This window comes from Streptomyces sp. NPDC090022 (assembly GCF_044748145.1).
In the GTDB taxonomy this organism is placed as follows: Bacteria; Actinomycetota; Actinomycetes; order Streptomycetales; family Streptomycetaceae; genus Streptomyces.
The window spans coordinates 219,566-239,059 of record NZ_JBIVFN010000004.1 but is presented as its reverse complement, the minus strand read 5'-3'; the positions used below and the strand labels follow the sequence as shown (position 1 = coordinate 239,059).

General features: G+C 72.5%; 18 protein-coding genes. 11 read left to right on the top strand and 7 right to left on the bottom strand.

Going from position 1 to position 19,494, the window contains the following annotated elements:
* Window positions 1–324: 324 nt before the first annotated feature.
* Complete coding sequence (locus ACIPXB_RS11485) at window positions 325–1,311, bottom strand: ADP-ribosylglycohydrolase family protein (RefSeq protein WP_401447637.1); 987 nt, start codon at window positions 1,309–1,311, stop codon at window positions 325–327.
* 249 nt (window positions 1,312–1,560) lie between these two features.
* Between ACIPXB_RS11485 and ACIPXB_RS11480 the strand changes: the two genes are divergently transcribed.
* The 3 genes from ACIPXB_RS11480 to ACIPXB_RS11470 all read left to right on the top strand — a co-directional run bounded on the left by ACIPXB_RS11480 (window position 1,561) and on the right by ACIPXB_RS11470 (window position 8,727).
* Complete coding sequence (locus tag ACIPXB_RS11480; RefSeq protein ID WP_401447635.1) at window positions 1,561–2,292, top strand: VIT1/CCC1 transporter family protein; 732 nt, start codon at window positions 1,561–1,563, stop codon at window positions 2,290–2,292.
* A gap of 353 nt (window positions 2,293–2,645) precedes the next feature.
* Entirely contained in the window at window positions 2,646–7,274 is a 4,629-nt protein-coding gene (gene gltB / locus ACIPXB_RS11475; protein ID WP_401447632.1) for a glutamate synthase large subunit, read from the top strand.
* Window positions 7,267–8,727, top strand: a complete 1,461-nt coding sequence (locus tag ACIPXB_RS11470; RefSeq protein ID WP_401447629.1) for a glutamate synthase subunit beta — start codon at window positions 7,267–7,269, stop codon at window positions 8,725–8,727. The genes gltB and ACIPXB_RS11470 overlap by 8 nt, the downstream gene beginning before the upstream one ends.
* Window positions 8,728–8,876: 149 nt before the next feature.
* Here ACIPXB_RS11470 and ACIPXB_RS11465 read toward each other — a convergent pair whose 3' ends face one another.
* Together ACIPXB_RS11465 and ACIPXB_RS11460 are read right to left on the bottom strand one after the other, a co-directional pair.
* Window positions 8,877–9,656 carry a GntR family transcriptional regulator gene (locus ACIPXB_RS11465; RefSeq protein ID WP_401447627.1) on the bottom strand — a complete coding sequence of 260 codons (780 nt, stop codon included), beginning with the start codon at window positions 9,654–9,656 and terminating at the stop codon, window positions 8,877–8,879.
* Window positions 9,653–10,195 carry a GntR family transcriptional regulator gene (locus tag ACIPXB_RS11460; RefSeq protein ID WP_401447624.1) on the bottom strand — a complete coding sequence of 181 codons (543 nt, stop codon included), beginning with the start codon at window positions 10,193–10,195 and terminating at the stop codon, window positions 9,653–9,655. The genes ACIPXB_RS11465 and ACIPXB_RS11460 overlap by 4 nt, the downstream gene beginning before the upstream one ends.
* A 152-nt stretch (window positions 10,196–10,347) precedes the next feature.
* Here ACIPXB_RS11460 and ACIPXB_RS11455 point away from each other — a divergent pair, with 152 nt between their 5' ends.
* The gene (locus ACIPXB_RS11455; RefSeq protein ID WP_401447621.1) at window positions 10,348–10,737 is read left to right on the top strand and encodes an ATP-binding protein; all 390 of its coding nucleotides are present in this window, start codon (window positions 10,348–10,350) and stop codon (window positions 10,735–10,737) included.
* Between the two features lie 80 nt (window positions 10,738–10,817).
* Here the strand turns inward: ACIPXB_RS11455 and ACIPXB_RS11450 are convergent, their stop codons facing one another.
* Together ACIPXB_RS11450 and ACIPXB_RS11445 are read right to left on the bottom strand one after the other, a co-directional pair.
* Window positions 10,818–11,318 (bottom strand): pyridoxamine 5'-phosphate oxidase family protein, encoded by a 501-nt coding sequence (locus tag ACIPXB_RS11450; protein WP_401447618.1) that lies wholly within the window; start codon window positions 11,316–11,318, stop codon window positions 10,818–10,820.
* A 7-nt stretch (window positions 11,319–11,325) separates the two neighbouring features.
* A complete protein-coding gene (locus ACIPXB_RS11445; RefSeq protein WP_401447615.1) occupies window positions 11,326–12,072 on the bottom strand; it encodes a VWA domain-containing protein in 747 nt (248 codons plus the stop codon).
* Between the two features lie 287 nt (window positions 12,073–12,359).
* On the opposite strand from ACIPXB_RS11445, the gene ACIPXB_RS11440 reads away from it, so the two are divergent.
* The 5 genes from ACIPXB_RS11440 (at window position 12,360) to ACIPXB_RS11420 (ending at window position 15,887) form a co-directional block, all read left to right on the top strand.
* Complete coding sequence (locus tag ACIPXB_RS11440) at window positions 12,360–13,043, top strand: hypothetical protein (RefSeq protein WP_401447612.1); 684 nt, start codon at window positions 12,360–12,362, stop codon at window positions 13,041–13,043.
* Between the two features lie 91 nt (window positions 13,044–13,134).
* Entirely contained in the window at window positions 13,135–13,863 is a 729-nt protein-coding gene (locus tag ACIPXB_RS11435; RefSeq protein ID WP_401448264.1) for an SDR family NAD(P)-dependent oxidoreductase, read from the top strand.
* A 185-nt stretch (window positions 13,864–14,048) separates the two neighbouring features.
* Window positions 14,049–14,687: a flavin reductase family protein gene (locus tag ACIPXB_RS11430; protein WP_401447609.1), complete on the top strand. Its 639-nt coding sequence runs from the start codon at window positions 14,049–14,051 to the stop codon at window positions 14,685–14,687.
* 88 nt (window positions 14,688–14,775) lie between these two features.
* The gene (locus ACIPXB_RS11425) at window positions 14,776–15,153 is read left to right on the top strand and encodes a hypothetical protein (protein WP_401447607.1); all 378 of its coding nucleotides are present in this window, start codon (window positions 14,776–14,778) and stop codon (window positions 15,151–15,153) included.
* Window positions 15,150–15,887: a class I SAM-dependent methyltransferase gene (locus ACIPXB_RS11420; RefSeq protein WP_401447604.1), complete on the top strand. Its 738-nt coding sequence runs from the start codon at window positions 15,150–15,152 to the stop codon at window positions 15,885–15,887. The genes ACIPXB_RS11425 and ACIPXB_RS11420 overlap by 4 nt, the downstream gene beginning before the upstream one ends.
* Window positions 15,888–15,891: 4 nt before the next feature.
* Here ACIPXB_RS11420 and ACIPXB_RS11415 read toward each other — a convergent pair whose 3' ends face one another.
* Window positions 15,892–16,839 carry an acyl-CoA dehydrogenase family protein gene (locus tag ACIPXB_RS11415; protein WP_401447601.1) on the bottom strand — a complete coding sequence of 316 codons (948 nt, stop codon included), beginning with the start codon at window positions 16,837–16,839 and terminating at the stop codon, window positions 15,892–15,894.
* Complete coding sequence (locus ACIPXB_RS11410) at window positions 16,839–17,984, bottom strand: acyl-CoA dehydrogenase family protein (protein ID WP_401447598.1); 1,146 nt, start codon at window positions 17,982–17,984, stop codon at window positions 16,839–16,841. Before ACIPXB_RS11410 ends, ACIPXB_RS11415 begins: the two co-directional genes overlap by 1 nt.
* Window positions 17,985–18,036: 52 nt before the next feature.
* On the opposite strand from ACIPXB_RS11410, the gene ACIPXB_RS11405 reads away from it, so the two are divergent.
* Entirely contained in the window at window positions 18,037–18,852 is an 816-nt protein-coding gene (locus ACIPXB_RS11405) for an SDR family oxidoreductase (RefSeq protein ID WP_401447595.1), read from the top strand.
* Between the two features lie 15 nt (window positions 18,853–18,867).
* The gene (locus tag ACIPXB_RS11400; protein ID WP_401447592.1) at window positions 18,868–19,488 is read left to right on the top strand and encodes a TetR/AcrR family transcriptional regulator; all 621 of its coding nucleotides are present in this window, start codon (window positions 18,868–18,870) and stop codon (window positions 19,486–19,488) included.
* The last annotated feature ends 6 nt before the right edge of the window (window positions 19,489–19,494 follow it).

Here is a 19,494-nt window from a genome sequence, read left to right as displayed (position 1 = left end):
CGCCCCGCGTCCCCGCCGTACCCGCCGTGCCCAACGTGCCCAACGTGCCCGGCGGGGCCAGTGGGGCCGGCGCGCCCGGCGCACTGAACGTGCCCGGCGGACCCGGCGTGCCCGGAATGCCCGGCGCACTCAACGCGCCCGGCGTCCCCGGCGGGGTCGACGCGCTCGGCGTACCCCGTGGGGCCGACGTACCCGGCGCACCCGGCGTGCCCGGCGTCCGCGCCGTACCGGGCGTGCCCGGCGTCCGCGCCGTACCCGGCGCGCCCGGCGCCCCCATCGGGGCCGTAGGGCTCGGCGCGGGCCCCGGGCCCGGGGTGGGGGCGGTCATCGGGGGGCCTCGTATTCCGGGGTGAGGAGGTCCGCGATGTCCAGGACGTGGTAGCCGCGCATCGCGGGCAGGCAGCTGCCGCGGACCGGGCCGATCGCCGAGGACCAGGCGGTGGGGATCGCGGCGGCGCCCGAGAGGGCGCCGGCCAGGGCGCCCGCCACCGCCGCCGTGGTGTCGGCGTCGCGGCCCATGTTGACCGCGGTCAGGACCGAGGCGGCGAAGTCGCCCCCCGCCGCCGAGAACGCGCCGAACGCCAGGCCCACCGCCTCCGGGGCCAGGTCCGTCCACGGGTAGCCGCCGATGACGACCGCCGAGCGGACCGCCCGTTCGCCGCGCGGGGCGGCCGTCACCGCCCGGCGCAGGGAGCGGGCGGTCCAGGAGTCCGACGGGATGACCGAGAGGGCCGCGGAGATCACCGACGCCGGGCTGCCGCCGGCCATCGCCGCCGCCACGCCCGCCGCGACCGCCTGACCGCCGTAGATGCCCTCGCCGTCGTGGCTGACCGTGCCGTCGATCGCGACGAGGCGGGCGGCCTCGGCCGGCCGGCCCGCCGCGAAGACGCCGAAGGGGGCCGCCCGCATGGCCAGTCCGTCCGACCACGCGTGGCGGTGCTGGGCCGAGATGGGGGCGGCCAGGCCCCGGCGCAGGTTCTCCAGGGTGCCGCGTTCGGAGAAGCCCGCCCCCCGGAACGGGCCCTCGTCCAGGTCGGCGATCCAGTGGTGCCAGGCCCGTTCGACGTGGGAGACGGTCAGCGCGGAGCCGTGCCGGGCCAGCAGCAGGCCGGAGAAGATCGCGTACTCGGTGTCGTCCGTGCCCGCCGGGTCCTCCGACACGAAGCCCTCGATCCGGCCCCACCGCGCGCGGATCTCCGACGGCTTCATGTTCTCCGCGGGGGCGCCCAGCGCGTCACCCACCGCGAGGCCCAGAAGAGCGCCCCTGGCCCGTTCGAGGAGGACCTGCGGATTGCATGCAATCAGCTCCATGGCGGCGCCTCTCCTGTGTGGGTGGACCCATCGTGGGCCCATGGGGGATTTGTGCCATGGAGTGGGGTTTGTCGCCCGGTGTGAAACACCCGGCGCGGGGCGCCGTCACCCGGTCGCCGAGGCGCAAAAGCGCAGGTAAGTACGGCCTACCTTGCTGGCGGGCGGCGGAAATCGTGCGTAGTTTCGAGGTGTTCAGGGGGAGCGGGACCCGTCGCGGGGACCGCTCGTACGTATGGGGAGGAGAGACGCATGTCCATCATCGACATCGAAGCGCCGCTGCACGAGGCCCACCGTGACAATCACACGCACCGTGATGTCAACGGCGGGTGGCTGCGTCCGGCCGTCTTCGGTGCCATGGACGGACTGGTCTCCAACCTCGCGCTGATGACCGGCGTGGCCGGCGGCGCCGTCGCCCCGCAGACCGTCGTGATCACCGGGCTGGCGGGTCTCGCGGCCGGAGCCTTCTCGATGGCGGCCGGCGAATACACCTCCGTCGCCTCGCAGCGCGAGCTCGTCCTCGCCGAACTCGACATAGAGCGGCAGCAGTTGCGCAAGCACCCCGTCGACGAGATGGAGGAGCTGGCCGAGCTGTACGTCTCGCGCGGCGTCGAGCCCCTGCTGGCCCGCGAGGTCGCCATGCAGCTCTCCCGCGACCCCGAGCAGGCGCTGGAGATCCACGCCCGCGAGGAGCTCGGCATCGACCCCGACGACCTGCCGTCCCCGATGGTCGCCGCCGTGTCCTCGTTCGGCTCCTTCGCGCTGGGCGCGCTGCTGCCCGTCCTGCCGTACCTGCTCGGCGCCACCGCCCTGTGGCCGGCCGTCGTCCTCGCGCTGGTGGGCCTGTTCCTGTGCGGCGCGGTCGTCTCGCGGGTCACCGCGCGCTCCTGGTGGTACAGCGGCGTACGGCAGCTGCTGCTGGGCGGCGCGGCCGCCGGTGTGACGTACGTCCTGGGCAGCTGGATCGGTGCGGCCCTAGGCTGACCGGCGCAGGGGTGAGACACTATGCGGTACCCCACATAAGTAGTCCATTACCCGGCGGTTTCGATCCTGTGTCGGCCGGGCATGACATTCAGGCGCGCGGGCAATGAAGCCTGCCTCGCGACGGGGGCCTCCCACGGGTGCCCCACGGGTCTTCGCCCTGTGCTCCACGGGCCCTTGTCCCGTGTTCCACCTGCGAAGGTCCCCACTTTCTGGCTCGTGCGGTGTCCGCATGCTGGAATGCGATATCCGGTTCCCGGGATTGCCGTCATCATGTAACCTGCACGAAATTTCAAGCAGAGGGCCAACGTCGTCCCTCGGCACGCACCTTTGCCACGACGACGACGGGAGAGCCGATGCGTTCCGCATCCACGCACTCCGCGACCGGCCTCAGCAACACCGCCTGGTCGCCCTTGGACGGTCGCCCCGCCCCGCAGGGCATGTACGACCCGCGCAACGAGAAGGACGCCTGCGGCGTCGGTTTCGTGGCCAACCTCACCGGAGAGGCCAGCCACACCCTCGTCGAGCAGGCCCTGACCGTCCTGCGGAACCTCGAGCACCGCGGCGCCACCGGATCCGAGCCGGACTCGGGCGACGGCGCGGGCATCCTCTCCCAGGTCCCGGACGCCTTCCTGCGCGAGGTCGCCGGATTCGAGCTCCCCGAGGCCGGCGCGTACGCCGTCGGCATCGCCTTCCTCCCGCCCGCCACCGACGCAGGCGCAGATGCTGACGCCGACGGCACCGCACAGGCCGTCGCCGTGGAGCGGATCGAGGCCATCGCCGCCGAGGAGAACCTGACGGTCCTCGGCTGGCGCGAGGTCCCGGTCACCCCCGAGCTGCTCGGCAACGGCGCCCGCGCCACCATGCCGGCCTTCTCCCAGCTGTTCGTCTCCGCGCCCGGCGCCGCCGGGATCGAGCTGGACCGCAAGGCCTTCGTCCTGCGCAAGCGCGCCGAGCGCGAGGCGGGCGTCTACTTCCCCTCGCTCTCCGCCCGCACCATCGTCTACAAGGGCATGCTGACCACCGGCCAGCTGGAGCCCTTCTTCCCGGACCTCTCCGACCGCCGCTTCGCCTCGGCCGTCGCCCTGGTCCACTCGCGCTTCTCCACCAACACCTTCCCCAGCTGGCCGCTCGCCCACCCGTACCGCTTCGTCGCGCACAACGGCGAGATCAACACGGTCAAGGGCAACCGCAACTGGATGCGCGCCCGCGAGTCCCAGCTGGCCTCGCAGGTCTTCGGCGAGGGCTCCCTGGAGCGGATCTTCCCGATCTGTACGCCGGACGCCTCCGACTCGGCCTCCTTCGACGAGGTCCTGGAGCTCCTGCACCTCGGCGGCCGGTCGCTGCCGCACAGCGTGCTGATGATGATCCCCGAGGCGTGGGAGAACCACACCTCCATGGACCCGGCCCGCCGCGCCTTCTACCAGTACCACTCCACCCTGATGGAGCCCTGGGACGGCCCGGCCTGCGTCACCTTCACCGACGGCGTCCAGGTCGGCGCGGTCCTCGACCGCAACGGTCTGCGCCCCGGCCGCTACTGGGTCACCGACGACGGCCTCGTCGTCCTCGGCTCCGAGGTCGGCGTCCTCGACATCGACCCGGCCAAGGTCGTCCGCAAGGGCCGCCTGCAGCCCGGCAAGATGTTCCTCGTCGACACCGCCCAGCAGCGGATCATCGAGGACGACGAGATCAAGGCCGAGCTCGCGGCCGCCGCTCCGTACGCCGAATGGCTCGAGACCGGCGAGATCGAGCTCACCGACCTGCCCGAGCGCGAGCACATCGTGCACACCCACGCCTCGGTCACCCGCCGCCAGCAGACCTTCGGCTACACCGAGGAAGAGCTGCGCGTCATCCTCGCGCCGATGGCCCGTACCGGCGGCGAGCCGCTCGGCTCCATGGGCACCGACTCGCCCATCGCCGCCCTCTCCGAGCGCCCGCGGCTGCTCTTCGACTACTTCACCCAGCTGTTCGCGCAGGTCACCAACCCGCCGCTGGACGCCATCCGCGAGGAGCTCGTCACCTCGCTGCTGTCCTCGCTGGGTCCCGAGGGCAACCTGCTGGAGCCGACGGCCGCCTCCTGCCGCAGCGTCACCCTGCCCTTCCCGGTGATCGACAACGACGAGCTGGCCAAGCTCATCCACATCAACGCCGACGGCGACATGCCCGGCATGAAGGCCGCCACCCTCTCGGGCCTGTACCGGGTCTCCGGCGGCGCCCAGGCGCTCGCCGACCGCATCGAGGAGATCCGCGCCGAGGCCGACGCGGCCATCGAGAGCGGCGCCCGCCTGATCGTCCTCTCCGACCGCCACTCGGACGCCGAGCACGCGCCGATCCCCTCGCTGCTGCTCACCTCCGCCGTGCACCACCACCTCATCGCCACCAAGCAGCGCACCCAGGTGGGCCTGCTCGTCGAGGCCGGCGACGTCCGCGAGGTCCACCACGTCGCGCTGCTCATCGGCTACGGCGCGGCCGCGGTCAACCCGTACCTGGCCATGGAGTCGGTCGAGGACCTGCTGCGCGCGGGCACGTTCATCGAGGGCATCGAGCCCGAGAAGGCCATCCGCAACCTCATCTACGCCCTCGGCAAGGGCGTCCTGAAGGTCATGTCCAAGATGGGCATCTCCACCGTGGCCTCCTACCGCGGCGCCCAGGTCTTCGAGGCCGTCGGCCTGGACGACGCGTTCGTGGCGACGTACTTCCACGGCACCGCCACCAAGATCGGCGGCGCGGGCCTGGAGGTCATCGCCAAGGAGGTGGCCGCCCGCCACGCCAAGGCCTACCCGGCCTCCGGGATCGCGGCCACGCACCGCGCGCTGGAGATCGGCGGCGAGTACCAGTGGCGCCGCGAGGGCGAGCCGCACCTGTTCGACCCGGAGACGGTCTTCCGCCTCCAGCACGCCACCCGCAACCGCCGGTACGACATCTTCAAGAAGTACACCGACCGGGTGAACGAGCAGTCCGAGCGCCTGATGACGCTGCGCGGCCTGTTCGGCTTCTCCGCCGACCGCCCGCCGGTCCCGCTCGACGAGGTCGAGCCGGTCAGCGAGATCGTCAAGCGCTTCTCCACGGGCGCCATGTCGTACGGCTCCATCTCCCAGGAGGCGCACGAGACCCTCGCCATCGCCATGAACCAGCTGGGCGCCAAGTCCAACACCGGTGAGGGCGGCGAGGACCCCGAGCGCCTGTACGACCCGGCGCGCCGCTCGTCGATCAAGCAGGTCGCCTCCGGCCGCTTCGGCGTCACCAGCGAGTACCTGGTCAACGCGGACGACATCCAGATCAAGATGGCCCAGGGCGCCAAGCCCGGCGAGGGCGGCCAGCTGCCCGGCCACAAGGTCTACCCGTGGGTCGCCAAGACCCGGCACAGCACGCCCGGCGTCGGCCTGATCTCCCCGCCGCCGCACCACGACATCTACTCCATCGAGGACCTCGCCCAGCTGATCCACGACCTCAAGAACGCCAACCCGGCGGCCCGCATCCACGTGAAGCTGGTCTCCGAGGTCGGCGTCGGCACGGTCGCGGCCGGTGTGTCCAAGGCGCACGCGGACGTCGTCCTCATCTCCGGCCACGACGGCGGCACCGGCGCCTCCCCGCTGACCTCGCTCAAGCACGCGGGCGGCCCCTGGGAGCTGGGCCTGGCCGAGACCCAGCAGACGCTGCTGCTCAACGGCCTGCGCGACCGGATCGTCGTCCAGACGGACGGCCAGCTCAAGACCGGCCGCGACGTCGTCATCGCCGCGCTGCTCGGCGCCGAGGAGTTCGGTTTCGCGACCGCGCCGCTCGTCGTTTCCGGCTGCGTCATGATGCGCGTCTGCCACCTGGACACCTGCCCGGTCGGCATCGCGACCCAGAACCCGGTGCTGCGCGAGCGCTTCTCCGGCAAGGCCGAGTTCGTCGTCAACTTCTTCGAGTTCATCGCCGAGGAGGTCCGCGAGCTCCTCGCCGAGCTGGGCTTCCGTACCCTCCAGGAGGCCGTGGGCCACGCCGAGCTGCTCGACACCGCGCGGGCCGTCTCGCACTGGAAGGCGCAGGGCCTGGACCTCCAGCCGCTCTTCCACGTCCCCGAGCTGCCCGAGGGCGCGGTGCGCCACGCCGTCGTCGCCCAGGACCACGGTCTGGAGAAGGCGCTCGACAACGAGCTGATCGAGCTCGCCGCCGACGCGCTGAACGCGGCGAGCGCCGAGGAGGCGGTCCCGGTCCGCGCCCAGGTCGCCATCCGCAACATCAACCGGACGGTCGGCACCATGCTCGGCCACGAGGTGACCAAGCGGTTCGGCGGCGCGGGCCTGCCCACCGACACCATCGACCTGACCTTCACGGGCTCGGCCGGCCAGTCCTTCGGCGCCTTCCTGCCCAGCGGTGTCACCCTGCGGCTGGAGGGCGACGCCAACGACTACGTCGGCAAGGGCCTCTCCGGCGGCCGCGTGATCGTCCGCCCCGACCGGGGCGCCGACCACCTGGCCGAGTACTCCACCATCGCGGGCAACACCATCGGCTACGGCGCGACCGGCGGCGAGATGTTCCTGCGCGGCCGCACCGGCGAGCGCTTCTGCGTCCGCAACTCCGGCGCGCTGGTGGTCTCGGAGGGCGTGGGCGACCACGGCTGCGAGTACATGACCGGCGGCACGGCGGTCGTCCTCGGCGAGACCGGGCGCAACTTCGCGGCCGGCATGTCGGGCGGCGTCGCGTACGTCGTCGACCTCGACCGTGACAACGTCAACTCCGGCAACCTCGAAGCCGTCGAGACCCTGTCGGACGAGGACCAGCGGTGGCTGCACGACGTGGTGCGCCGCCACGAGGAGGAGACCGGCTCCACGGTCGCCGCCAGGCTCCTCGCGGAGTGGGACACCGCGGTGACCCGCTTCAGCAAGATCATCCCGACCACGTACAAGGCAGTGCTCGCCGCCAAGGACGCCGCTGAGCGGGCCGGACTCTCCGAGTCCGAGACCACCGAGAAGATGATGGAGGCGGCGACCCATGGCTGACCCGAAGGGCTTCCTCACCACCCCCCGGCAGACCGCCTGCTCCCGTCCCGTTGAGGACCGCCTCAAGGACTGGAACGAGGTCTACGTCCCCGGCTCCCTGCTGCCGATCATCAGCAAGCAGGCCGGCCGCTGCATGGACTGCGGCATCCCGTTCTGCCACAACGGCTGCCCGCTGGGGAACCTGATCCCCGAGTGGAACGACTACGCCTACCGCGAGGACTGGGGCGCGGCGTCCGAGCGCCTGCACGCCACGAACAACTTCCCGGAGTTCACCGGGCGGCTGTGCCCGGCCCCGTGCGAGTCGGCGTGCGTGCTCGGCATCAACCAGCCGGCCGTCACCATCAAGAACGTCGAAGTCTCGATCATCGACAAGGCGTGGGACAACGGGAACGTCACCCCGCAGCCGCCCGAGCGGCTGTCCGGCAAGACGGCCGCCGTCATCGGCTCCGGCCCGGCGGGCCTGGCCGCCGCCCAGCAGCTGACCCGGGCCGGCCACACCGTGGTCGTGTACGAGCGCGCGGACCGCATCGGCGGCCTGCTGCGCTACGGCATCCCCGAGTTCAAGATGGAGAAGGTGCACATCAACCGCCGCATCGAGCAGATGCGCGCGGAGGGTACGAAGTTCCGCACCGGCATCGAGATCGGCCGCGACCTGACGGCGACCGACCTGCGCAAGCGGTTCGACGCCGTGGTCGTCGCGGCGGGCGCCACCGTCTCCCGGGACCTGCCGGTCCCCGGGCGCGACCTGCGCGGCATCCACTTCGCGATGGAATACCTCCCCCTCGCGAACAAGGTCCAGGAGGGCGACTTCATGGCCCCGCCGATCACGGCCGAGGGCAAGCACGTGGTCGTCATCGGCGGCGGCGACACCGGTGCGGACTGCGTGGGCACCGCCCACCGCCAGGGCGCGGCGTCGGTCACCCAGCTGGAGATCATGCCGAAGCCGTCCGAGGACCGCACCGCCGGGCAGCCGTGGCCGACGTTCCCGATGCTGTACAAGGTCACCTCGGCCCACGAGGAGGGCGGCGAGCGGGTCTACTCCGTCTCCACGACCCACTTCGAGGGCGACGAGGACGGCAACGTGCAGTCCCTCCACCTGGTCGAGGTCGAGTTCGTGGACGGCAAGCTGGTCCAGAAGGAGGGCACGGAGCGCTCCATCCCGGCCCAGCTGGTCACCCTGGCGATGGGCTTCACGGGCACCGACCAGGCCAACGGCCTGGTGGACCAGTTCGGCCTGGACCTCGACGAGCGGGGCAACATCGCCCGCGACGCGTCGTACGCGACCAACGTCGACGGCGTCTTCGTGGCCGGCGATGCGGGCCGCGGCCAGTCGCTGATCGTGTGGGCGATCGCCGAGGGCCGCTCGGCGGCCCGCGGCGTGGACCGCTACCTGACGGGCACGAGCACCCTCCCGTACCCGGTCAAGCCGACGGACCGCGCCCTGATGGTCTGATTCTCGACGCCAGGCCGAAGCAGTACCCCCGGCCCCGCGTGGCCGGGACCCCTCATGCGGTCCGTACAACGGTGTGCGGCACTCCGACACGGCGCCCGTCATGTCCCCGACCAGGGATGACGGGCGCCGTGGCGTGTCGGGGCGTCGGCCTACTCGGGGGTGAACTCGTACTGCAGCTCGTACAGGTGTCCCGCCTTCACCATCTCGGTGGCCTCGATCGGGCGGTGGTCGTCGCTGTACACGGCCCTCAGCGTGCGCAGCACCGGAAGGTCGCCCGGCAGGCGCAGCGCGGCATGCTCCAACCGGGTCGGGATCCGCGCGGAGATCCGGTCCACGCTCAGGCGGGGCGGGAAGCCCAGTGCGGCGAGCAGGGTCGGCGTTCCGCCGCGGATTCTTCGGGCCTCCGCGAGAGCTGTGCCCTGAGCGACGTCCAGCGGGTAGTACGAGCTGACCAATTCCGCCGGTTCCCCGTCGATGGTGATGAGTTGCCGGCGGACGACCACCGGCGTGCCCGGGGCGAGGGCGAGCGCCGCGGCGATGTCGCCCTGAACGGGTGCCTCACGGACCTCGATCAGATCGCTGCGCGCCTCGGAACCACGGGCGGCCGCCTCCGCCAGCCAGGGATAGGTCTCACCCGCCGTCGCAGGGGTGAGCGACGTGGCAGGGCGGACGGTCTGCTGCCGGTTCTGGCGTACGGTCACCGCGGCACCCGCCCGGCCGATGACGAGGCCCTCGTCCTTGAGGAGCTGCAGGGCCTTCTGGATCGTCGCGTTGGAGGCGTCGAACCGGGACTTGAGCTGCGCCGTGGACGGAACCTTGGCGCCCGGGGCCAGATCGCCGTTCATGATCTCGCCGCGCAGATCGGCGGCGATGCGGGCGTGCAGGGGCCGAGGGTCGAAAGACTCGTCTTCGTCGCTGAGCAAGGTCATCCGATCCTGATCTCGTAGCGCAACCGCTGGCGGGTGGCGGGCATGACCATCAGGTCCGCCTGGAGGGGCGCGTCCGCCGCGTCGTACGTGACGCGGGCGATCCGCAGGACCGGTTCGTCCGGGCCCAGGGCCAGCTGTTCGCGCTCCTCGGCGGACGGCATCCGGGCCGTCACGTCCTCGACGACCCGTACGCCGACGTGCCCGAGGGACGCCAGCAGGGTGACTGCGCCGCCGCGGATCCTGGCGGTGCCCGCGAGCGGGGTGCCGGACGCGATGCGGGCGGGGTAGTAGGTGTCCGTCAACTCGCAGGGTTCGCCGTCGAGTTCGATGATCCGGCGGCGGACCACGACGGTCTCGCCCGCGTGGCCGGCCAGCATGGCGGCGACCTCGGCGGACGCGGGCGTCTCCCCGGCGCGCACGATCCGCTGCCCGCCCCGGCGCCCCGCCGCCCCCGCCTCCTCGCTCCAGGCGTCCGGCGCACCGGCTGCGCGCGGCGTCAGGTAGGGCATGGACGTGCTGGTCCATTCGCTGCCGCTCATTCTGTCCTCCCGTACGCCCGGCCGGTGTTGTGGTCCCCACGCTATGCGACGCGCGTGCAGGGGTCCCCACCCTGGCCAACCTTGCTGCTTTTCGCGAATAGCAATACGGTCTGTGTGGTCACGAAGACTCAGCGTGAAGGTCGCGGGGTGGAATGTTCCTTTCCCGGCAGCAGCGGTTTCCCCGGGCCCGGGCCTCGGTGCGGGCATCCCGGCAGTTCGTGGGGGACACGCTCGCGGAGTGGGGTGTCTCTGAGCGGCGGGACGACGTGCGGCTCTGCGCCTCCGAGCTCGCTGCGAACGCGGTCCTCCACGGGGTGCCGCAGGGACGGGAGTTCTGCGTACGCATGATGTGGGGGAGTGGAGAGCTGCGCGTCGAAGTACGCGACAGCGGGCCGGGACCCCCGGTGCCTCGACGCCCCGCGCCGGAGGCCGTGTCCGGCCGAGGGCTGTGGCTGCTGGCGGAGCTGGCGGACGACTTCGGCGTCCGGGACGAGGGCGTGGGCAAATCGGCCTGGTTCACCTTCGAACCGGCCCGCTCCTGACAGCCCTGTCTGTCGTTGCGGCGCCCGTCACGCCCCGGGTGGGGGCGGGGCATGACGGGCACCGGCGCGGCCCGGCCGGGTCAGGACTCCCGGGGTGGTTCGTCGTCGTTGCCGCGGCGGAGGGTGCGCAGGCCGTGGGACGGGGTCCAGGTGCGGATCACCAGGTCCTCGCCGTCGATGGCCAGGTGGACCACCTCCGTCAGTTCCGTGCGGAACAGGTGGAAGGGGTGCGGGGAGTCGGTCTCCTCCGCGTAGCGGTGCAGTTCGGGCTGCTCCAGGATCTCCACCGCCCGCCCCGACAGCCGTACGTCCCCGTACGGCATCGTCTCGCCCTCGCCCGGGTTCGCGTGCAGCGCGAAGCGCGGGTCGCGTTGCAGGTCCCTGGCCTTCCAGGAACCCGGCATCATCCCCAGCCACAGCTCCCCGCCGCGGATGTCGACGTTCAGGCCGCTCAGGCGAGGGGAGCCGTCCTTGCGCAGGGTGGCCAGCACATGGTGCTTGAACTGCCCGAAGCGGTCCTGGACGCTCCTGGCGAACTCCGGCTCGGCGGCCTCGAACGCCGCCCAGTTGTTGGTCGTCATGCCGTCATCAAAGCGCGTCCGCCGCCCGGGGCGGAACGATTCCCAGGCGGCGCGCCGAGGCCAGCCACGCCGGGAACTCGCCGACCAGCCGGTCGTACAGCTGCCCGTCCGGCACCCGGCGCGGGTCGGCCCCGGCATGGAAGTAGCCGGCGTTGTCCACCGGGCGCCGGTCCGGCACGGGCAGTTCGTCGAGGCGGCGCAGGAAGTCGAACTGCGTACTGCGCGTGTTGCCGAACCCGACGAACTGCCAGAACAGCGGCAGCCGCGCCGACTTGCACAGCCACCGCTCGGCGGCCGGCCTGCTGACGGGCCCGCCGTCGGTCTGGAACACCACCAGGGCCGGCTCGGCGGCCCCCGAATCCAGGTAGTGGTCGATCACCGCGTCCATCGCCGCGTGGTACGAGGTCCTGCCCATGTGGCCGAGGCCCGCCACGGTCTTCGCGATCCGGCCCGCGTGCCCGTCCAGCGGTATCTCGGTCACCGCGTCGACGTCCGTGGAGAAGAACACCACCGGCACCCGCCCGTTGTCGTCGAGGTGCGCGGACAGCCCCAGCACCTGGTCGGCGAAAGCCTGCACGCTGCCGTCGTCGTAGTACGGCCGCATGGAACCGGAATAGTCCAGCACCAGGTACACCGCGGCCCGCAGGCCGTCCAGGCCGTGCCTGCGCAAGGACACCCCGGCGCTCTTGTACAGGTCCACGAGCGCCGGAGCGGTCGCTTCGATCGTGCGGAGGCTCATCGCGCTGGCCGTCATGGGCGAGAGGGTACGGCCCCCGGCGGGCCGCCGGGGACGGTTCGGCGTGCCCCGTTCCGCGCACGGCGCTAGCCTGAAACAGGACATCCATGGCGCGGAGCGGGCCGAGGAAGCCGGTCGTTGTCGATCGCGGTCGAGTTCGTCACGCGGGTGGAAGCGGGTGCCGCGATCAGCAGGTGCCCGGGTGCGCACTCCCAGCCACCCGCCGCAGCGCGCTGCGACCGCGCGCTCCACCGGGATTTTCCGTCCTCACCCATGCAGTGTTTTCCCGGCAAGGAGGGAAACGCATGAACCGGCACGTTCGCTACGCACTCCTCACCCCCCTCGTGGTCACCTCGGTGGCCCTGCCCCCGGCCCTGGCCCAGGCCGCCCCGGTGGAGCGGGCCCCCGGCGCACCCGCCGCGGCCCCGCTGGCTCCGACGTGCAAACTGGAGAACGGGTCGACCGCCACCGAGTACGACATCATCCTCACCGGGTTCAGGGCGGGGCAGAACGTACAGATCAGGGGCGCGGAGAGGATCAACACCAAGGTCGACCAGGCGGGCTCCTTCACCGAGCAGGACGTCAAGAAGGGCTCGTACAGCGTGCGGTTCGGCGGCCAGAACAACAGGAACCAGATGTCGATCAACTGCATCAAGCCGGCCCGGGTGACGCCCGTCCACATCTCGGAGATCGACATCACGACCGCGTCGACCACCCCCGCGACAGTGGACTGCTCCGTGGCACAGAAGGTCACGTTCAAGGCCACGCTCACCGGAACGGGAACCGGGGACGTCAAGCTCCAGTGGGGGTCCGACAGCAAGTCGACGAACCCCGTGCTGAAATTCACCGCTCCCAGCACCGAGAGCGCGGCCTTCGTCGTGCAGTCCACCCCGCGTGCGGCGGCCACCGACCCGGCCCCCAAGGTGAACGTCGTCGTCTTCGCAGGTGGGGCCTCGGACCGCAGGACCTTCACGCTCAGGTGCACCTGAGGCCGGCTCCCGCCCTGTTCCCGCCCCGCCCTCCCCGGCATACTGACGCATCGTCAGGTATGGGTGGGTGGAAGGAGGCCGGGCGGTGACGATGGGATCTCTGGCGGGGAAGGTCGTCCTCATCACGGGTGCGGGCCGCGGGCAGGGCGCCGCGGAGGCGCGGTTGTGCGCCGAGGCCGGCGCGCGGGTGGTCGTGACCGACGTACGTGAGGAGGAGGGCCGGGCCGTCGCCGCGTCCCTGGGGGACCAGGGCCTGTACGTACGGCACGACGTGACCTCGGAGATGAGCTGGACGGCGGCCGTCGCGGCCGCCGTCGGCGCGTTCGGGACGCTCTCGGCGCTCGTCAACAACGCCGCGATCTGGCGCACCGCCCACGTCGAGGAGCAGTCCCCGGAGGGCTTCGAGGAGCTGCTGCGGGTCAACCTGCTCGGGCCGTTCCTCGGGATCCGGGCGGCCGCCTCGGCGCTGCGCGCCGCGGGCGGCGGTTCCGTCGTCAACATCTCCTCCACGGCCGGGCTGGTGGGCATCGCCGGCCACGCGGCGTACGGCTCGGCCAAGGCCGGGCTGCGCGGGCTGACCCGGTCCGCCGCGATGGACCTCGCGCCCGACCGGATCCGCGTCAACTCCGTGCATCCGGGGGCGATCGACACCCCGATGGTGGCGGACGCGGTGACCGGCCGGGACTGGTCGCACCTGCCGCTGGGCCGGATGGGCCGCCCCGAGGAGGTCGGGGCGCTGGTGCTGTTCCTGTGCTCGGACGCCTCCTCGTACGTCACCGGCGCCGAGTTCGCCGTCGACGGCGGGATGACCGCCGCCTAGGAGCCGGAGCGTGTCCCGGCCATCGACGCCGGGCCGGTTCCGTCGTCGGACGACCGCTCTCCTCGTCCGCAACGCGATGCCGTATTTCCGCCAGCGCCGGCGGTCCCGCTCACGAGAGAGTCGGCGAAGGCCCCGTGTTCCTGGTCGCGGGCCCGTCCGTTCGGCACTCCGCGAAAGGCACAGCCATGCACCTCGTCCCCGGGCTCAAGGTCCTGTACTTCGGAACTCCGGTGGTGCTGATCAGCTCACTCAACGAGGACGGCACGGCGAATCTCGCGCCGATGTCCTCGGCGTGGTGGCTCGACCAGTCCTGCATGCTCGGTCTCGGCAACAACGCCCAGACCACCGCGAACCTGCTGCGGGAGGGCGAGTGCGTGCTCAACCTGCCCTCGTCGGCGATGGTCGATGCCGTCGACCGGATCGCGCTCACCACAGGGAAGCCGGCCATGTCGGACCGCAAGGCGCAGCAGGGCTACCGGTACGAGCCGGACAAGTTCTCGGCCGCACAGCTGACCGAGCAGGCGTCGGACCTGGTCCGGGCGCCCAGGGTCGCGGAATGTCCGGTCCAGCTGGAGTGCAGGGTCGTCTCGGCCCATCCGTTCGGCGGTCCCGCGTCGAACGTCACCGCTTTCGAGGTGGAGGTCCTTCGCGCCCATGTCGAGGAGGACCTGGTCATCCCCGGAACCCATTACGTGGACCCGCTCGGCTGGGACCCGCTGATCATGAAGTTCTGCGAGTTCTTCGGCGGTGGACACAACGTTCACCCGTCGAGACTCGCCGAGGGCTGGAACATGCCGCACCAGCTCGAGTCGACGACCACCTGAGCAGGCATCCGGCGGCGTGTACCAGCGGTTTGGGGCGGCCCGGGAAAGCGCTCGCATCCGGTTCCCGCCGCCGCGTAGGGTCGCGGTCATGACCACGACCACGGCCACGACCACCCTCTGGCGGCCCACCGGTCCGGTCGAGCTGGACCTGGTCCGTGCGCTCGACTGGCGGGGCTGGCCGCCGCGCCTGCCCGAGCAGCCGATCTTCTACCCCGTGCTCGACGAGGACTACGCGATCCGTATCGCCCGCGACTGGAACGTCCGGCACGACGGCGCCGGCTTCGTGACCCGCTTCGAGGTCGACACCGCGTTCCTGGCCCGGTACCCCGTCCGGCAGGCCGGCGGGGAGACGATCCTGGAGCTGTGGGTGCCGGCCGAGGAGCTCGACGAGTTCAACGCGCACATCGTGGGCCGCATCGAGGTCGTGCACACCTTCCGCCCCGCCGCCGGGGAGACGGCCGGATGACCGCGTCCCCCGCCCGTGCCCGGTCCTTCGACGCCGCCGCCGCGTTCTACGGCGCCCACCGCCCCTCCTACCCCGGCGCGCTGTTCGACGCCCTGGAGGAGCTCACCGGCCGGCCGCTCGCCGGGGCCCGGGTCGCCGACGTCGGGGCCGGCACGGGGATCGCCACCGCGCTGCTGCACGCCCGCGGCGCGCGCGTGCTGGCGGTCGAGCCGGGCGACGGCATGGCCGCCGAGCTGCGCCGCACCCTCCCGGCCGTGCCGCTCGTACGCGGGGACGGCGACCGGCTGCCGCTGGCCTCCGGCGCCTTCGACCTGCTCACGTACGCCCAGGCCTGGCACTGGACCGACCCGCAGCGCTCGCTCCCGGAGGCCCGGCGGGTGCTGCGGCCCGGCGGGGCCCTGGCCCTGTGGTGGAACGACACGGACACCGAGGTGCCCTGGATCGCCGAACAGGAGGCACGGCTGCGGGAGTTCTTCCAGGTCACCGTCGCCGCCACCGCCCGCGCGCTGCCCGAGGGGCCGGCCTTCACCACCCGGCGCACGGCCTGGACCCGGCGGATCCCCCTCGACGCGCACCTGGCCAACCTCGCCAGCCACTCCGCCTTCCTCGTGCTCGGCGAGGCCGCCACCCGGCCCTTCCTCGACGCGGAACGGGCCCGGCTGGAGGCGCGGTTCCCCGACGGGACGGTCGAGGAGGCCTACGTCGTCAGCCTGTCCGTCGCCGTCCTGCCCTGAGCGCTCAGCTCCCGTACGCCGCCAGCACCGCCGCCCGCAGGTGCGCCGGCGTCCCCCACGCGTCGCGCAGCGGCCGGGCCTTGCGCAGCCACAGGGACAGGTCCAGCTCCTGCGTGTAGCCGACGGCGCCGTGCAGCTGCAGCGCCGTACGGGCCGCCCGGTACGCCGCCTCGCCCGCCGCCAGCTTCGCCGCCGCGACATCGCCCGCCGCCCTCGTCAGCGCCGCGCCCAGCACCAGCGGCCGCGCGAACTCCAGCGCCAGCAGGGTGTCCGCCAGCCGGTGCTTGACGGCCTGGAACGCGCCGATGGGCGTCCCGAACTGGGTGCGCTGCTTGACGTACGCCACCGTCCGCTCCAGCAGCGCCTCGCCCACCCCCAGCGCCTGCGCCGCCGTCAGCAGCCGGGCCCAGGCCAGCGCGGGCTCCGCCGGCACCCCGGCCGCCAGCAGGTCCCCGCCGGGCAGCGGCTCGGCCAGCCGGCGGGCCGGGTCCACGGAGAGGCGCACGGGCCGGTGGCCGGGGGAGGCGTACAGCCCGCCGTCCGCCGACAGTGTCAGCACCACCGTCGCCGCGTCCGCGTCCAGCGCGTACGGGCCGGCGCCCGGCAGCGTCAGCGTGGCCAGGCACTCGCCCGCCGCCAGCGCCGGCAGGTGCTTGCCCGGCAGCAGCGCGGCCGCGGCCACCGTCTCCACCAGCGGACCCGGCACCCCGTACCGCCCCAGCTCCACGAACGCCACCGCCAGTTCCACCGGCAGCGGTCCCAGCCCCTCGTGCTCCTCCGGCACCGCCAGCGCGAACAGCCCGCACTCCGCCAGCCGCGCCCACAGCGCCCGGCCCGGCCCGTGCTCCCCGGCCGACCAGGCCCGCACCACCGACGGCACGTCCGCGGCGGCCAGCAGCGCGGCCAGCGTGCGGGCGAGGTCCGACTGCTCGTCGGTCAGCAGGAAACGCATCAGCGGCGGCCCTTCGGGAGGCCGAGCAGCCGCTCGGCGATGATGTCGCGCTGGATCTCGTTCGTCCCGGCGTAGATCGGGCCCGCCAGCGCGAAGACGTACGGCTCCGCCCACGCGGTGTCGGCGAGCTCGCCGTCCGCGCCCAGCAGGTCCAGCGCCGTCTCGTGCAGCGCGATGTCGTACTCCGACCAGAACACCTTGTTCAGGCTGGACTCGGCGCCGATCGCCCCGCCCGCCGCGAACCGCGACGCGCACGCCCACGTGAACAGCTCGTACGCCCGCGCCCCCACCACCGCGTCCGCGACCCGGTCGCGCAGCGCGGTGTCCGCCGGATCGCCGGCCTGCCGCCACAGCCCGACCAGCCGGTCCGCCGCCGCCAGGAACCGCCCGGGGGACCGCAGTGTCAGCCCCCGCTCGTTGCCGGTGGCCGACATCGCGATCCGCCAGCCCTGCCCCGGTTCGCCGATCACGTCCTCGTCGGGCACGAACACCCCGTCCAGGAACAGCTCGGCGAAGGCCGGCTTGCCGTCGAGGCGCCCGATGGGCCGTACGGTCACCCCCGGCGCGCGCAGGTCGAACATCAGGTACGTCAGGCCCTGGTGCGGCCGGGCTGCGTCCGGATCGCTGCGGAAGACGCCGAAGGCCCGGTCGGCGAACGCGGCCCGCGAGGACCAGGTCTTCTGCCCCGACAACAGCCAGCCGCCGTCGGTGCGCACCGCCCGCGAGCGCAAGGACGCCAGGTCCGAGCCGGCCTCCGGCTCCGACCAGGCCTGGGCCCAGATCACCTCGCCGCGCGCCATCGGCGGCAGGATCCGGGCCCGCTGTTCCTCGGTCGCGTGGTCGAAGAGGGTGGGGGCGAGCAGGTTGATGCCGTTCTGCGCGACCCGGCCGGGGGCGCCCGCCGCGTAGTACTCCTCCTCGAAGACCAGCCACCGGACGATGTCCACGCCCCGGCCGCCGTACCGCTCGGGCCACGAGACCACCGACCAGCGGTCCGCGGCCAGTTCGGCCTCCCAGGCGCGGTGCGCGGCGAAGCCCTCGCCGGTCTCCAGGGAGGGCAGGGGCCGGCCGGGCACGTGCGCGCGCAGCCAGGCCCGCGCCTCGGCCCGGAAGGCGTCCGTCTCCGGGGTGTGCGTGAGGTCCATCGCCGTCCTTCCACGCTTCCCTAACAAGTGTTTGGTAGGTTAACGTACGGTCATGAGCGGAGTCGAGGAGCACGCACACGCGCCCCGGTACGTCCCCCGGTACGTCCCCGGCCACGGGCTGCTGCGCGGCCGCACCGCCGTCATCACCGCCGCCGCCGGGGCCGGCATCGGCGGCGCCACCGCCCGCCGCTTCCTGGAGGAGGGCGCCAGGGTCCTCGTCAGCGACGCCCACACACGCCGGCTGAAGGAGACCGAGGCCGCGCTCGCCGCCGAGTTCGGGCCGGACGCCGTCACCTCCCTGCCCTGCGACGTCACCGACGAGACCCAGGTCCAGGCCCTGTTCGCGTACGCCGAGGAGGTCCACGGACGCCTCGACGCCGTCGTCAACAACGCGGGCCTGGGCGGCACCGCACACCTGGTCGACATGACCGACGACCAGTGGTCCACGGTGCTCGACGTCACCCTGAACGGCACCTTCCGCTGCACCCGCGCCGCCCTGCGCGCCATGAAGGCCACCGGCTCCGGCGGAGTCGTCGTCAACAACGCCTCCGTGGTCGGCTGGCGCGCCCAGGCCGGCCAGGCCCACTACGCCGCCGCCAAGGCCGGGGTGATGGCCCTGACCCGCTGCGCGGCCCTGGAGGCCGCCGAGTTCGGCGTACGCGTCAACGCCGTGGCCCCCAGCCTGGCCATGCACCCGCATCTGGTGAAGGTCACCTCCGCCGAACTGCTCGCGGACCTGACCGAACGCGAGGCCTTCGGGCGGTACGCGCAGCCGTGGGAGGTCGCCAACGTCATCGTGTTCCTGACCAGCGGCTACGCCTCGTACATGACGGGCGAGACCGTGTCGGTCAGCAGCCAGCGCGCCTAGGCCGAGAATGGACGCGTGCCAACGAACAAGAAGAAATCCCAGGTGACGCCCTCCCCGGAGCGCCGGCGCGAACTCCTCGGCACCGCCGCCGAGGTGTTCGCCGCCCAGGGCTACAACGCCACCACCGTGCGCAAGATCGCCGACGCCGCCGGCATGCTCGCCGGCAGCCTCTACTACCACTTCGATTCCAAGGAATCGATGCTCGACGAGATCCTCTCCACCTTCCTGGGCGAACTGTGGGACGGCTACGACGCCGTACTCGCCGCCGGACTCGGCCCCCGGGAGACCATCGAGGCCCTCGTCACCGAGTCCTTCCGGGAGATCGACCGGCACCGCGCCGCCGTCGCGATCTACCAGAAGGAGGCCCGGCACCTGGCCGCGCAGCCCCGCTTCCACTACCTGTCCGACTCGCAGGTGAAGTTCGAGAAGGCCTGGCTGGGAACGCTGGAGCGGGGGGTCGCCGCCCAGGTCTTCCGCGCCGACCTGGACATCCGCCTGACCTACCGCTTCGTCCGCGACACCGTCTGGGTCGCCGCGTCCTGGTACCGGCCCGGCGGACAGCACAGCCCCGAGGAGATCGCCCGCCAGTACCTGTCGATGGTGCTGGACGGCATCGCCGTACGCAGCACCACCTGACTCAAG

Coding starts and splice junctions, on each gene's coding strand:
- ACIPXB_RS11440 (WP_401447612.1), top strand. CDS start 12,360: ATGAACCGGCACGTTCGCTACGCACTCCTCACCCCCCTCGTGGTCACC.
- ACIPXB_RS11415 (WP_401447601.1), bottom strand. CDS start 16,839: ATGCGTTTCCTGCTGACCGACGAGCAGTCGGACCTCGCCCGCACGCTG.
- ACIPXB_RS11450 (WP_401447618.1), bottom strand. CDS start 11,318: ATGACGACCAACAACTGGGCGGCGTTCGAGGCCGCCGAGCCGGAGTTC.
- ACIPXB_RS11485 (WP_401447637.1), bottom strand. CDS start 1,311: ATGGAGCTGATTGCATGCAATCCGCAGGTCCTCCTCGAACGGGCCAGG.
- ACIPXB_RS11410 (WP_401447598.1), bottom strand. CDS start 17,984: ATGGACCTCACGCACACCCCGGAGACGGACGCCTTCCGGGCCGAGGCG.
- ACIPXB_RS11435 (WP_401448264.1), top strand. CDS start 13,135: ATGGGATCTCTGGCGGGGAAGGTCGTCCTCATCACGGGTGCGGGCCGC.
- gltB (WP_401447632.1), top strand. CDS start 2,646: ATGCGTTCCGCATCCACGCACTCCGCGACCGGCCTCAGCAACACCGCC.
- ACIPXB_RS11425 (WP_401447607.1), top strand. CDS start 14,776: ATGACCACGACCACGGCCACGACCACCCTCTGGCGGCCCACCGGTCCG.
- ACIPXB_RS11405 (WP_401447595.1), top strand. CDS start 18,037: ATGAGCGGAGTCGAGGAGCACGCACACGCGCCCCGGTACGTCCCCCGG.
- ACIPXB_RS11460 (WP_401447624.1), bottom strand. CDS start 10,195: ATGAGCGGCAGCGAATGGACCAGCACGTCCATGCCCTACCTGACGCCG.
- ACIPXB_RS11430 (WP_401447609.1), top strand. CDS start 14,049: ATGCACCTCGTCCCCGGGCTCAAGGTCCTGTACTTCGGAACTCCGGTG.
- ACIPXB_RS11470 (WP_401447629.1), top strand. CDS start 7,267: ATGGCTGACCCGAAGGGCTTCCTCACCACCCCCCGGCAGACCGCCTGC.
- ACIPXB_RS11420 (WP_401447604.1), top strand. CDS start 15,150: ATGACCGCGTCCCCCGCCCGTGCCCGGTCCTTCGACGCCGCCGCCGCG.
- ACIPXB_RS11445 (WP_401447615.1), bottom strand. CDS start 12,072: ATGACGGCCAGCGCGATGAGCCTCCGCACGATCGAAGCGACCGCTCCG.
- ACIPXB_RS11455 (WP_401447621.1), top strand. CDS start 10,348: ATGTTCCTTTCCCGGCAGCAGCGGTTTCCCCGGGCCCGGGCCTCGGTG.
- ACIPXB_RS11480 (WP_401447635.1), top strand. CDS start 1,561: ATGTCCATCATCGACATCGAAGCGCCGCTGCACGAGGCCCACCGTGAC.
- ACIPXB_RS11465 (WP_401447627.1), bottom strand. CDS start 9,656: ATGACCTTGCTCAGCGACGAAGACGAGTCTTTCGACCCTCGGCCCCTG.